The 13,627-nt window shown below is 60.3% G+C and carries 12 protein-coding genes and 1 tRNA gene; 6 read left to right on the top strand and 7 right to left on the bottom strand.

What is annotated here, in order from left to right; all coding sequences use genetic code 11:
• Positions 1–27: 27 nt before the first annotated feature.
• From MHH62_RS26210 to MHH62_RS26195, 4 genes are all read right to left on the bottom strand, one after another.
• The gene (locus tag MHH62_RS26210) at positions 28–285 is read right to left on the bottom strand and encodes a DUF2164 domain-containing protein (RefSeq protein WP_014716514.1); all 258 of its coding nucleotides are present in this window, start codon (positions 283–285) and stop codon (positions 28–30) included.
• Positions 285–923, bottom strand: a complete 639-nt coding sequence (gene hisH / locus MHH62_RS26205; protein ID WP_014716513.1) for an imidazole glycerol phosphate synthase subunit HisH — start codon at positions 921–923, stop codon at positions 285–287. The genes MHH62_RS26210 and hisH overlap by 1 nt, the downstream gene beginning before the upstream one ends.
• Entirely contained in the window at positions 923–1,519 is a 597-nt protein-coding gene (hisB, locus tag MHH62_RS26200) for an imidazoleglycerol-phosphate dehydratase HisB (RefSeq protein ID WP_003187781.1), read from the bottom strand. Before hisB ends, hisH begins: the two co-directional genes overlap by 1 nt.
• Positions 1,520–1,811: 292 nt before the next feature.
• Positions 1,812–3,473: an OFA family MFS transporter gene (locus MHH62_RS26195; RefSeq protein ID WP_032894033.1), complete on the bottom strand. Its 1,662-nt coding sequence runs from the start codon at positions 3,471–3,473 to the stop codon at positions 1,812–1,814.
• A 326-nt stretch (positions 3,474–3,799) separates the two neighbouring features.
• Between MHH62_RS26195 and MHH62_RS26190 the strand changes: the two genes are divergently transcribed.
• From MHH62_RS26190 to MHH62_RS26170, 5 genes are all read left to right on the top strand, one after another.
• Complete coding sequence (locus MHH62_RS26190; RefSeq protein WP_339232146.1) at positions 3,800–6,016, top strand: AsmA family protein; 2,217 nt, start codon at positions 3,800–3,802, stop codon at positions 6,014–6,016.
• Entirely contained in the window at positions 6,013–7,080 is a 1,068-nt protein-coding gene (mutY, locus tag MHH62_RS26185; protein WP_020302399.1) for an A/G-specific adenine glycosylase, read from the top strand. The genes MHH62_RS26190 and mutY overlap by 4 nt, the downstream gene beginning before the upstream one ends.
• A complete protein-coding gene (locus MHH62_RS26180; RefSeq protein ID WP_014716509.1) occupies positions 7,077–7,349 on the top strand; it encodes an oxidative damage protection protein in 273 nt (90 codons plus the stop codon). The genes mutY and MHH62_RS26180 overlap by 4 nt, the downstream gene beginning before the upstream one ends.
• A 103-nt stretch (positions 7,350–7,452) precedes the next feature.
• Positions 7,453–7,528: transfer RNA gene (locus tag MHH62_RS26175), tRNA-Phe, on the top strand.
• 172 nt (positions 7,529–7,700) lie between these two features.
• Complete coding sequence (locus tag MHH62_RS26170; RefSeq protein WP_198833677.1) at positions 7,701–8,372, top strand: hypothetical protein; 672 nt, start codon at positions 7,701–7,703, stop codon at positions 8,370–8,372.
• A gap of 36 nt (positions 8,373–8,408) precedes the next feature.
• On the opposite strand, the gene MHH62_RS26165 is transcribed toward MHH62_RS26170, so the two are convergent.
• Positions 8,409–10,016, bottom strand: coding sequence for a hypothetical protein (locus MHH62_RS26165; protein WP_339232144.1), 1,608 nt, complete (start codon positions 10,014–10,016; stop codon positions 8,409–8,411).
• Between the two features lie 87 nt (positions 10,017–10,103).
• Positions 10,104–11,069, bottom strand: coding sequence for an arsenic resistance protein (locus MHH62_RS26160; protein WP_339232143.1), 966 nt, complete (start codon positions 11,067–11,069; stop codon positions 10,104–10,106).
• A 158-nt stretch (positions 11,070–11,227) separates the two neighbouring features.
• Between MHH62_RS26160 and MHH62_RS26155 the strand changes: the two genes are divergently transcribed.
• Entirely contained in the window at positions 11,228–11,641 is a 414-nt protein-coding gene (locus MHH62_RS26155; RefSeq protein WP_014716505.1) for a hypothetical protein, read from the top strand.
• 311 nt (positions 11,642–11,952) lie between these two features.
• Here MHH62_RS26155 and gabP read toward each other — a convergent pair whose 3' ends face one another.
• Positions 11,953–13,344 carry a GABA permease gene (gabP, locus tag MHH62_RS26150; protein ID WP_020302403.1) on the bottom strand — a complete coding sequence of 464 codons (1,392 nt, stop codon included), beginning with the start codon at positions 13,342–13,344 and terminating at the stop codon, positions 11,953–11,955.
• Positions 13,345–13,627: the final 283 nt, after the last annotated feature.

The raw sequence follows: 13,627 nt of genomic DNA, 5'->3' as shown, positions 1-13,627 counted from the left end.
ATTCGATATTCAGCAATGCTTGGGAAATCAGGGTTTCTCAAGCGACCACAAGTCGCTTTCGATGCTTTCGAACCTTTCCTTAAGGAGCGTCTGCGTGTCGAAAACCGCCCTGTTGTAATAATGCGGCGCCACTTCGGTGGTGAACAGCTCAAGAATCTCGGCGACCTCGAACGAACCCAGCTTGAGCTCGAAGCGGTCTTCCATGAAACGTTTGATCTTGTCGGTGGCCGCACGCTCCTGCTCGGGCGTGAGGTTCAAGATCGGCGGCTTCGGTTTCTTGGCCATTACCAGCGACCATCCCAAGCGGCGAAGTTCTGCAGCAATTGCAGGCCATGGGTATGGCTCTTCTCCGGGTGGAACTGCACGGCAAAGCGCGAACCATCGGCCAGCGCGGCGGCAAAATCGACGCCGTAATGCCCGCCACCCACCACCTGGCGCGGGTTACCGGCGGCGATGTAGTAGCTGTGCACGAAGTAGAAACGCGCCATGTCCGGAATGTCGTGCCACAGCGGGTGGTCGACGGTGCGGCGCACTTCGTTCCAGCCCATGTGCGGGACTTTGAGGTGCTCGCCCTCTTCATGCAGGTCTTTGCCGAAGAACTTCACCTGGCCCGGAAACACCCCGATGCAGTCGACACCGCCGTTCTCTTCACTGCTGTCGAGCAAAGCCTGCATGCCCACGCAGATACCGAGGAAGGGGCGGTCCTGGCTGACTTCGCGCACCAGGCTGTCAAAGCCCAGGCGGCGGATCTCGGCCATGCAATCGCGAATCGCGCCAACGCCGGGGAACACCACGCGGTCGGCTTCGCGAATCACGTTGGCATCGCTGGTGATCAGCACCTTGCCGGCACCTACATGCTCAAGGGCCTTGGCCACCGAGTGCAGGTTACCCATGCCGTAATCGATAACCGCGACCGTCTGCATTACAGAACGCCCTTGGTCGACGGCATTTGCCCGCCCATGCGCTCATCGACTTCCACAGCCATGCGCAACGCGCGGCCGAAAGCCTTGAACACGGTTTCGATCTGGTGGTGGGTGTTGGTGCCGCGCAGGTTGTCGATGTGCAGGCTGACCAGTGCGTGGTTGACAAAGCCCTGGAAGAATTCCTGGAACAGGTCAACGTCAAAGCCACGGCCCACGTTCGCGCGGGTGTAAGGCACGTGCATCTGCAAACCCGGACGCCCGGAGAAGTCGATGACCACCCGGGACAGCGCTTCATCCAACGGGACATAGGCATGGCCGTAGCGACGGATGCCTTTTTTGTCGCCGATGGCCTTGGCAAACGCCTGGCCGAGGGTGATGCCCACGTCTTCCACCATGTGGTGGTCGTCGATATGCAGGTCGCCTTTGCCGACGATATCCAGGTCGATCAGCCCGTGACGGGCGATCTGGTCCAGCATGTGCTCAAGAAAAGGTACACCGATATCGAATCGGGCCTTTCCGGTGCCATCCAGGTTGATCGAGGCTTTGATCTGGGTTTCCAGAGTGTCGCGCTCGACAGATGCCTTACGTTCGGCCATCACCAGCTCCGCAAAATCATTGGGCGAAAAAGGCAGCCATTATAGGGGCGCAGGCGCTAAACAGAAACAACGAAGGGGATAAGACTGACGAGTTGGAGCGAGGAATGTCGGGGATAGACATGTGCATACATGTGAGCATGGGCTTATGTGGGAGCTGGCTTTTGTGGGAGCTGGCTTGCCTGCGATAGCATCACTGCGAGGCAACTGGTACACCGAGGTGCCTGTATCGCAGGCAAGCCAGCTCCCACATTAGCCCGGCCCCACAGGAGCCGGGCCCACCCTTATTGCGGTGTCAGTGGAACAGTACCGCCGTCTTCTGCAGGGTCACCCACACACCCCACGCCAGCGGAATACCCACTACCAGCCACGCGGCAATCGCCAGCGGCTTGCTGGCGGCGGAGGCCTTCCACTCCAGCACGGTGGTGGCATCGGCACCTTTGTCATGGCCCAGCGCCTGTTCGGCGGCAAGTTCTGCATCAGTCATGAAGTACTTATCGGCCACCGGGCGCACCAGCAGGTTGCAGATGAAGCCCAGCACCAGCAAGCCGGCGAGGATGTACAAGGTGATGTCGTAGGCCGCGGCGCGTTCAACGCCGATGCTCAACTGGTATTCACGCAGGTAGTTCACCAGCACCGGGCCCAACACGCCCGCAGCGGCCCAGGCGGTCAACAGGCGACCGTGGATCGCGCCAACCATCTGGGTGCCGAACAGGTCGGCCAGGTAGGCCGGAACCGTGGCAAAACCACCGCCGTACATCGACAGGATGATGCAGAACGCCGCCACAAACAGCGCCACGTTGCCCAGATGCCCCAGGTTCGGGATCAGCGCGTACAGGGCAAAGCCCAGGGCGAAGAACACGAAGTAGGTATTTTTACGCCCCAGGTAGTCAGAGAACGAGGCCCAGAAGAACCGGCCACCGATGTTGAACAGGCTCAACAGGCCGGTAAAACCAGCGGCAATGGCTGCAATGGAGGCCAACTGGCCCGCATCCAATTGGCCAAATGGCACATCAACACCCAACAACTTGCCGCCGAACACTTCCTGCAGCAGCGGCGAGGCCATGCCCAAGATGCCGATACCGGCAGACACGTTCAGGCACAGCACCAGCCATACCAGGCGGAACTGCGGGGTTTTCCACGCCACATTCACATGCACGTGACGGTGAGTGATCATCGCATTGCTGGCTTTTTTCGCCGGCGCGGTCCAGCCCTCAGGCTTCCAGCCGGTCGGCGGTACGCGATACAGCAGGGCGCCACCGATCATGAACACGAAATAAATCGCCGCCATGACCACAAAGCTCTGCCATACGCCCACGCTGGTGGGCGAAGAGAAATGGCCCATCAGTGCCGCAGCCAGGGGCGCACCCACCATCGCGCCGCCGCCGAAGCCCATGATCGCCATGCCGGTCGCCATGCCGCGCTTGTCCGGGAACCACTTGATCAAGGTCGAAACGGGCGAGATATAGCCCAGGCCCAGGCCAATGCCGCCAATGACCCCGGAGCCGATCCACATCAGCCAGATCTGGTGGGTATAGATACCCAGGGCCGAGATCAGCAGGCCACCACACCAGCACAGCGCCGAGACAACCCCGGCCTTGCGCGGCCCGGCGTGTTCCAGCCAGCCGCCCCAGATCGCTGCGGAGCAGCCCAGGAAGATGAAGAACAGGGTGTAGATCCAGCCCAGCATGGAGATGGGCCAGTCGCATTGAGACGAAAAGACTTGAGCGATAAAGCCCATGTCCGGTGCGCAAGCCACCGGCGCAGTGATACCCAGCGCCTTGGACAACGGCAGCCAGAACACCGAGAAGCCGTAGGCCATGCCGATGCACAGGTGGATGGCCAGGGCGGCCGGTGGAACCAGCCAGCGGTTGAAGCCCGGCTTGGCGATGATGCGCTCCTTGGACAGGAACGCAGGCTGTGCGGCGTCAGTGCCGGCCACAGTGCTAGTGCTCATTGGTGTTTCCCCCAGTTATTGGTATGCGTCCGTCGGGCGCTCTCTCCCTCGGCCTTGCACGCAAAGCGTGGCCGTTTTGTTGAGTGAAACTTCCTTTTAGGCGCGACCTTAAGTCGCAGAAGGCGGACGAACGTGCAGAGATTAGCACCAGTGGATGACAGAAAAATCAAACTGCCACTACCTTTTTTGGATTGTCTGTATTTTTCTGACGTCAAAATCCCATTTCCACGCCGGTGGATACAATGTAACGATCCGTGAACTGACGCCGGCCTTCGGGCGTTATACTCTGCGGCTACATTTTGAAATCGACATACAAGGACTCGCCCATGAAAGCGTTCGGCAAAATCCTGGGTCTGGTACTTCTCGGGCTGTTGCTGATCATTGTGGCGCTCGGCTTTGCCCTGACCCACCTTTTCGATCCCAACGACTACAAAGAAGAAATTCGCCAGATAGCCCGCGACAAGGCCCACATCGAGCTGACGCTCAATGGCGATATCGGCTGGAGCCTGTTCCCCTGGCTGGGCCTGGAGCTTCACGAAGCCAGCGTCGCGACCCTGACCGCACCGACTCAACCTTTCGCCGATTTGCAGATGCTCGGCCTGTCGGTACGCGTACTGCCGCTGCTGCGCCGCGAAGTGCAGATGAGCGATGTGCGTGTCGAGGGCCTGAACCTGCGCCTGAACCGCGACAAGCAAGGCCACGGCAACTGGGAAGACATCGGCAAGAACCTGCCTGATGAAACCACGGACACTCCCGCTCCCGCGCCGGTCGAGCCGGTGGCCGAAACCAAGCCGGAAAAACCGCCACAGCCGATCCGCCTGGACATCGACAGCCTGACCATCAACAACGCTCGTGTTGAATACACCGATGAACAAACCGGCAAGCAATTGAGTGCCGAGAGCATCCAGTTGAGCGCCGGGGCCATCCACGAAGGCGCCAGCATTCCGCTCAAACTCACCGCATTCCTGGGCAGCAACCAGCCACTGATGCGCGTCAAGACCGAGCTGAACGGCAACTTGCGCATCCAGCGTGCCCTCAAGCGCTACCAGTTCGAAGACATGCGCTTTAGCGGTGAAGCCACCGGCGAGCCGCTGCAAGGCAAGACCGTGAGCTTCTCTACCCAGGGCCAACTGCTGGTGGACCTGGCGGCCAACGTCGCCGAATGGACCAACCTGAAACTGGCGGCCAACCAATTGCGCGCCTTGGGCGAACTGAAGGCCAATGACCTGGACAAAACCCCGCAAATCAGCGGCGCCCTATCGGTTGCCCAGTTTGACCTGGCCAAGTTTCTTGAGAGCATCGGCCACCCACTGCCAGCCATGGCCCCAGGTAGCCTGAGCAAGGTCGAGCTGGTGAGCCGCCTCAAGGGCACGCCCACCAGCGTCGCCCTGGAAGACCTGAACCTGAAGCTCGATGGCAGCACCTTCACCGGCCGCGTCGCCGTGGATGATTTCGCCAAGCAGTCCCTGCGTGTGCAGCTCAAGGGCGATACCTTCAATGCCGACAATTACCTGCCGGCCAAATCCGAAGCCGCCAAAGGTGCAACCGCTGCACGCCAGGCCGAAGTACAGAGCAGCGAGGCCGGCGCCATGGCGGCAGGCGGCAACACGCCATTGCCCGAGGCGCCGACCAAAGGTGCCTGGAGCAATGACAAACTGCTGCCGCTGACGCGCCTGCGCAGCCTGGACGTAAATGCAGACCTGGCCTTTGGCGAGCTGACCCTTAGCCAATTGCCCATTCAAAATGCGGTGCTTAAAGCCTCCGGCATTGACGGGCAACTCAAGCTCGACACCCTTAGCGGCGGCCTCTACAACGGCACGTTCCAGGCCAACGGCACACTCGACGTGCGCCAGGACACGCCAGTGCTGGCCCTGCAAAGCCACATCAAGCAGGTACCTGTTGAACGCATCCTGCAGGCCCAAGGGAAAACTCCGCCGGTCAAAGGCCAGCTCACCCTCGACAGCAACCTCAGCGGCCGCGGCAACAGCCAGAAGGCCCTGATCGACAGCCTCAACGGCACCGCCAGCCTCGTGATCAACAACGGTGTGCTGCTCAATGCCAACATTGAGCAGCAACTGTGTACCGGCATCGCCCTGCTCAACCGCAAGACCCTGAGCACCACGCCAGGCGGCAAGGACACGCCCTTCCAGGAACTGCGCGGCAACCTCACGTTCCGTAACGGCGTGGCCAGCAACCCCGACCTGAAAGTGCGCATTCCTGGCCTGACGCTCAACGGCAACGGTGATGTGGATTTACGTGTGCTGGGTATGGACTACCGCGTCGGCATCATCGTTGAAGGCGACAAGCGCGACGTGCCGGACCCAGCCTGCCAGGTCGGCGCCAACTTCCAGGGCATAGAGGTACCGCTGCGCTGCCGTGGCCCGCTGGAGCTGGGCGCCAAAGCCTGCCGCCTGGACAAGGACGGCCTGGGCCAGGTCGCCCTCAAGGCGGCCGGCAATCGCCTGAACGAGAAGCTGGAAGAGAAACTCGACAAGGTTAATCCCAAGCTCAAAGACGCATTGAAAGGCCTGTTCAACCGATGAAAAACGAGCAGTTTTCACAGGCGGTGCTGGACTGGTACGACCGCCACGGCCGCCACGACCTGCCCTGGCAACAGGGCATCACGCCGTATCGGGTGTGGGTGTCGGAGATCATGCTGCAACAGACCCAGGTGAGCACCGTGCTCAATTATTTCGACCGTTTCATGGCGTCTCTGCCCACGGTCGAAGCCCTGGCCGCCGCGCCGGAAGACGAAGTGCTGCACCTGTGGACGGGCCTGGGCTACTACACCCGGGCGCGTAACCTGCAAAAAACCGCCAAGATCGTTGTCGCCGAATACGGCGGTGAGTTTCCCCGCGACGTCGAAAAGCTCACCGAGCTGCCGGGCATCGGCCTGTCCACCGCTGGCGCGATTGCCAGCCTGAGTATGGGCCTGCGCGCGCCGATCCTCGACGGCAACGTCAAACGCGTGCTGGCGCGCTTTACCGCGCAAGAGGGTTACCCTGGCGAGCCCAAGGTGGCCAAGCAGCTGTGGGCCACCGCAGAGCGCTTTACACCCCATACCCGCGTCAACGCCTACACCCAGGCAATGATGGACATGGGCGCCACGCTCTGCACCCGCAGCAAACCCAGTTGCTTGTTGTGCCCGCTGGAAAAAGGCTGCGAAGCCCACATGCTCGGCCTGGAGACGCGCTACCCGATCCCCAAGCCGCGCAAGACCATTCCGCAAAAGCGCACGCTGATGCCCATGCTGGCGAACGCCGAGGGCGCGATCCTGCTTTACCGTCGCCCGTCTACGGGCTTGTGGGGCGGCTTGTGGAGCTTGCCGGAGCTGGATGACCTGGGCGACCTTGACCACCTGGCCAACCAGCATGCACTCGCGCTGGGCAAGCATCAGGAACTGCCGGGGCTGATCCACACCTTCAGCCACTTCCAGTTGGCCATCGAACCCTGGCTGGTCCAGGTCGAGGAAACCGCCCATCACGTGGCCGAGGCCGACTGGCTCTGGTATAACCTCGCCACCCCGCCGCGCCTGGGCCTTGCCGCCCCGGTAAAAACATTGCTCAAGCGCGCGGCCGACGTATTGAACGCAGGAGTTTCGTCATGACCCGCACCGTTATGTGCCGTAAGTACAAAGAAGAACTGCCAGCCCTGGAACGTGCCCCTTTTCCGGGTGCCAAAGGCCAGGACATCTACGATAACGTTTCCGCCCAGGCGTGGGCCGACTGGCAAAAACACCAGACCCTGCTGATTAACGAAAAACGCCTGAACATGATGAACGCCGAAGACCGCAAATACCTGCAGGGCGAAATGGACAAGTTCTTTTCCGGCGAGGAATACGCCCAGGCCGAAGGCTACGTCCCACCTGCTCAATAATTGATCAAAAACCGGGGTCGGCACGTAAGCGACGGTAATAATTAAATATTTTTTGAAAACTTGCTTGACGACCCCCTGAAAAACCCGTTTAATGCGCCCCGTTGCCCAGATAGCTCAGTCGGTAGAGCAGGGGATTGAAAATCCCCGTGTCGGCGGTTCGATTCCGTCTCTGGGCACCAAAATACCGAGAAACCCCAAGGAACAATGTGTTCCTTGGGGTTTTTTATTGCCTGCGATTTAATGCGACTCACGCATTTACGGACACGATGTCGCAGCAAGACGATTGAGGGTTATTTTTGGCTGGACTCAATCGTTCAGCCTTTACCCAAATCTCAGTTGTAAGGTTTTTTCATGACCCGCTTCTTGCTTTGCACCCTATTCATACTGGCCGCCCTGCTCAGTGGGTGTGCCACGCAGCTGGACGTAGCGATCAACGCGACGCCTGATCCCGACTATCACTTCGACCGACAGGCAACCGTGCTGGTGACCTCCACTGGCGGCAGTGATGAAAACTCGCTCAACGCCCGCTACTACTTGCGTGACATGGTCCGCGCCATGCAGGACCAGGGCTTTCGCAATGTCTTCACCGACACCACGCTGCCCAAGAACCACGCGCCGATCAAAATGACCGTTACCCTGGATGTCGACAGCAAGCAGGTGACGTATCGCTACACCGCCACCGAATACGGGCAAGTGGCAAACAGCACCACCACCCAATGCAAGAAGAACAAGAAAAAGACCGACCAACTGACCTGCACCAGCACCCCGAACACCTCCTACGGCCCGGTAGGGACCTCGGAGCGCACCGGCTACACCACGCTCACCATCTTCCGGGTCACCGCTCGTGATGAAGTGAGCAGGCGCGCGGTCTACCTGCTACGGGCGTCGTCCTATAACGACGATTGCCAAGCCGCCAAGGTAGAAGCCTTCCTGGTACAGCAGGGTTTGCAGAATCTGAATTTCCAGGACCGCGTGCAGCGCAATTACACGGTCACGATGCCTGAAAGCTTCCGTTGTAAATAATCATCTGCTCGGCAGGCCCTTGGCTCAAGGGCCTCCTTACTTGAGCAAAAACACCATCAGCGGGTTGTCATTCAAGCGCCCTTGATAGCTCAGCGCCAAGTGCTCCACCGGCGACCCCTTCAACAGCGCGGTCTCCTTGCGCGACACGATCACCCACGAGGGCCGGGGCAGCGCCGCCAATTTCTCAAGCTCGTGTCGCCCGACAAACAGCGGCTGTTCATCGTGATCCAGGTTCATCATGTAGCGCACCGCCCAGGTATCCCGTGCCAGGTCGACAAATACCAAAGGGCCCGGCTGCGCCTGGCGCAACGCCTCCACCTGGCTGACAAACCGCCGAGTATCGAATTGCAGGTCCTTGGCCGGCTCTATCACCGTCACCAGCAACAGCCATTGCGCCGCCAGGGCGATCAGACTGAGCCACACCAACCGCCATGCTCGCTGCCAGGCAATCAACGCTGCGGCTTGCAGCACCACCAGCACGCCGATCATCAACGGCAAGGAAATCTCCGGCCAGTAGCCCTGCTTGTGCCAGGCGTGTCGACACACAAGCAACACAACCACGCACAACGCCGGCAGCGCCGCGACCAGCCATTCGTAGCCACGACGCACGCCCACCAGCCAGCCTTGCGCATGCAGCAGTCCATAGGCAGCGACAGCCGCAAACATCGGCACCATCGGCAGAATGTAATAAGCGCGCTTGAAGTGCGGTACCGACAGGCCGAGCAGAATCATCAAGCCGCAGCCCCCGAACCGCACCAGCAATTGCAGGTGCTCATTGCCCCAACGCTCGGGCCAGCGATGGCGCAACGCAAACAGGGTTGCAAACGCCAGCGGTACCACCGGGAAGTAGCGGTACAAGCTCAGTTGGAAGTAAAAGTAAAACGGCTCACCCGACTCATCCAGACGCCCACCGACTTGCATCTTGAAGACTTCATCGGCAAACGCATTGCCACCACTGAACCGCGCAAGCTTCATCAGTAACCACCAGCACGCGGCGAGCAACACCAGACCGACAACGCCGTGGATCAGGATCTGCCGGACACGCACCCCCGGTTTGCCCAACGCCCAATACACACACACCACCCCGCAGACTTCAATCAACCCCAGCGGCCCACGTATGGCAAAACCCAGGATGAACAGCGGGAACACCGCCAGTTGCCTCAGCCGTGACCCGAGGCGTTCGCCGGTGTGCAGCAGATAGAAACTGCCCACGCATAACAACGCGACCATCTGATCCAGGCACACCGAGCGCGACTTTTCGAGTAACTGGGCGGTGAGCAGCGTGAGCAGCACCGTCAGCAGCGACCAGGCACGGCTGTAGGTTGCCAGCAGGCGATACATCAGCGCGATCACCCCCGCCGACGCGAGCGCCGTGGGCAGCACATTCGCCAAGTGGTTCGGCGCATCAAACAATCGGGCGAATAGGTAACTGAAGAAGGTCGCGGTGCCGGGGTAATCCGCATAGGGCTGGCCGTAGGTGGTGGGGAAAAGACTCGCACCATGGCGATACATTTCCTGCAGGAACAGCGCCCAACGCCCGTCAAAACCCTGGGGCTGCTGATCCCAGATACCTACTGTGAACAACAAGAGAGCGACCAGGAAAATACCCAGTGACTCCAGGCGAAAACGGTTGCGGTGATCCATCGGTTGACCTGTCAGGTGGGAAGCGCTGGCGTATGGTGCCGAACGCGCCCCTGAATGGCGCCTGAACAGACCTGAACATTTACGTGGTTACCGACTGGTGGGCCACACCACTGCCGGGATCAGGCGAACGTAGGCCAACTCGGCAACCAGCTCGATCAGGGTCTGCAGGATCACCACCGTTGCGGCCAAACCGCGCACATCCTCCGGCAGGGCCAGCGCCAATGGCAAAACCACCAGCGAGTTACGGGTCGACGCACTGAACGTCACCGCCCGCGCCGTCACCGCTGGCAGTGCGAACAGCCGCGCAGCCCCAATGCCCAGCAACGGCGCCAACAATACAAAGGCCACGTAGATTGGAATGACCGGCAACAACAAGTTGATATCTCGCACCACCGCAGTGATGTGCGAAGCGAGCACGACAAACAACACCAGCGCCATCGCCGGCACCGGCAACCACGCCCAGGCGCTGCTCCAAAGACCGATAGCGCTCGAACGCCGCGCAAGCGCGCTGGTGAGGACCGCCAGAAGCATCGGCACCACAATCAGCTCCACGAACGCCTCTACAAATGGCCCCGCTGCTACCACCACGCTGGATTGCTCGCCCAACATCAGCCCCAGGTATACCGGCAACAGTAGCAGTTGCAGCAACAGCAACAGCGGGGTTGCCGCCAGCATCGAACGCGAATCGCCCTTGCCGATATGGGTAAACACCACCACGTAGTCGATACAGGGCGTCAGCAACACCAGCAGAGCGCCCACCAGCAACGCCGGGCATTCCACCAGGCCGCGGGTCAACCCCCACACCAGCAAAGGCACCAGGATGAAATTGGCCAGCAGCAAGGCCCCCATGAAGCGCTTGTTGCCCAAGCCTTGGCGCAGCTCAAGAAAGGGGATCTGCAAAAACATCGCATACATCAGCACGGCGATGGCAGGGGTCACCCAAAGGCTGAGGCCCTGCGCCGACAAGGGCCAGAGCAGGCCAAACGTGACGGCCGCAAAGACGGCAACGAAGTAGATCGGGACCTGATGGTGTTCCAGGGTGTCACGGGTCATGGGCGGGCTCTGGTGGATCCATAGACTGTCAGCCTAAGTACCCGCGCAGATAAGGTCGAGCACTACAGCAATCATCGCCGGCCGAGAAACCCTTGGGATTTACCCCAACCTGCGCTTCAATACACCCTCTAAACCCAGACCCCAAGGACGTTAAGCCCATGGCCTCGCCAAACAAGCAGCAAAAACGCGCCCACCGGGCAAAAGCCAAGGCCAAGCAAAACCGCACCCAGCGCGCCGTGGCGCACAAGCCGGATGCTTTTGCTGGCGACGACAGCCGCATCGACCTTGAGTCGGTGGATTTGACTGAACTGTTCGTCGAAATGCGTACCGCCGGCGAGATCAGCCAGCAGGCGCTGTGTGCGGTGTTCCTGGCGCACCCGTTGCTGGCGTTGGTGCTGGAGCAGGAAGGCGAAGAGGAAGCGACCGACTTTATCCTGGCGGCGCTGATCGAGTATCGGCAGTGGGCGACGGACAGCGATGATGAAGCCGCCGCATTGGCGTGGATTGAGTCGCCGCAGTTCCAGGCCGACTACGTGGCGGCGTCCCAGGCGCTGGCCAACGCCCCCGACTGACGCAAAATAAAAATGTGGGAGCGGGCTTGCCCTAATGCCAGTCAGTTAAGAGCTCGAGCAGACAACCAGTGACTTGTGGCGAGGGAGCTTGCTCCCGCTGGACTGCGTAGCAGTCCCATTTTTGGGGCCGCTTCGCGCCCCAGCGGGAGCAAGCTCCCTCGCCACAGTTACCGATTCTGTCTTAACTGACTGGCATTAGGGCTTGCCCGCGATGGCGGTGTGTCAGGCGACGAATACATCGATTGGCAGTCCGTCATCGCGGGCAAGCCCGGCTCCCACATTGTTGCGCGGTGCGCTACCACCGTCTCTCGTCAGTTAAGCGCCGCAGCCCCCACTCTTTGAGCCTTGCGACGGCTCGCCACCACCAACCCCGCCAACACCACCAGCAAGCTCAGAATCCCGGTGGCGATGATCTCGACCCGGTGCGCTTCCTGGAACAGCATGATGGTCAACGTACCGACGATAAACACCATCACCGCGTACGTCAGGCCAGGAAACAACCACATCTTGAACACGATCTTCTCGCCCGCCGCCGCACGCTTCTGACGCATGCGCAGTTGCGACACGGCAATCACCAAGTACACCAGCAACGCAATGGCGCCGGAGCTGGCCAGCAGGAATTCGAACACGGCCGCCGGGGCGACGTAGTTGGCAAATACCGCCAGGAACGCAGCGCCGGTAGACAGCAACACTGCCCAGTAAGGCGTGCCGCTCTTGTTGGTACGCTTGGCCACGGCCGGTGCGTCACCGCGACGGCCCAGGGAGAACAGCATGCGCGACGCGGTGTACAGCGCCGAGTTGAGGCAACTGGTCACGGCAACCAGCACCACCAGGTCGACAATCAGCTTGGCGTTCGGAATGCCCATGCGTTCCAGCACAGTCTGGTAGGAACCTACGGCAGCCAAGGTCGGATCGTTCCAAGGCACCAGGGAGACCACGATGAAGATCGACAACAGGTAGAACAAACCAATCCGCCAGATCACCGAATTGGTGGCCTTGGTGATTTGCTGGCCAGGGTTCTTCGATTCGGCGGCAGCAATGGTGACAATCTCAGTGCCCATGAACGAGAACATGGTGGTCAGGATCGCCGCCAACACCGCGCCCATGCCGTTGGGCATGAACCCTTGGGTATCGAACAAGTGCGAAACACCGCTGACCTGGCTGGTGGGCAAGAAGCCGAAGATCGCGGCCAGGCCGAGGATCACAAAGCCGACGATCGCCACGACCTTGATCAGCGCAAACCAGAACTCGAACTCACCGTAGTTCTTCACACTGAACAGGTTGGTTGCAGTCAGCAACAACGTAATGATTAGGGTAAACGCCCAAATCGCCACGTCGGGGAACCAGGCGTGCAGGATGGTCGCCGCTGCGTTGGCCTCCAACGGAATCACCAGCACCCAGAACCACCAGTAGAGCCAGCCAATGGTGAAACCGGCCCAGTGGCCGATTGCCCGGTCGGCATAGGTAGAGAACGAACCGGTATCGGGTGACGCAACGGCCATCTCGGCCAGCATGCGCATTACCAAGACCACCAGTGTACCGGCGGCTGCATAGGCCAACAGTACAGCCGGGCCGGCAGCAGCGATCGCATGGCCGGAGCCGACAAACAAACCGGCGCCGATGACGCCGGCAATCGACAGCATGGTGACGTGCCGCGGTTTGAGCCCCTGTTCGAGGTCATTGGAGCTTTGCGTACTACTCATTGACACACCTTTGCGAGGAATTGCGAAAACGGTTCGCCCGGCCTGCAGCCTTTCTCGTGAAAAGAATCCAACAGGGCGTTCTTTATTTTTTACGCAAGATTTGCGCCAAAATGTAACAGAGCCGCAGTTGACGCGGGCTGTAGGACAATTCGTCAGCACTCGCAAGTCATTGAGAATCATGGCATTCCGCTATAGCGTTACCGTGCGACTCACCTTCCAGCCAATCCGACGCACCAAAAACACACACAAAAAGTACGTGACGCCCCATAAACGGGCTGATATG

The sequence above is a fragment of the Pseudomonas sp. FSL L8-0168 genome (assembly GCF_037976155.1).
GTDB lineage: Bacteria > Pseudomonadota > Gammaproteobacteria > Pseudomonadales > Pseudomonadaceae > Aquipseudomonas > Aquipseudomonas paracarnis.
Note: the sequence above shows the minus strand (reverse complement) of the source record. Positions and strands in the feature narration are given on the sequence as shown.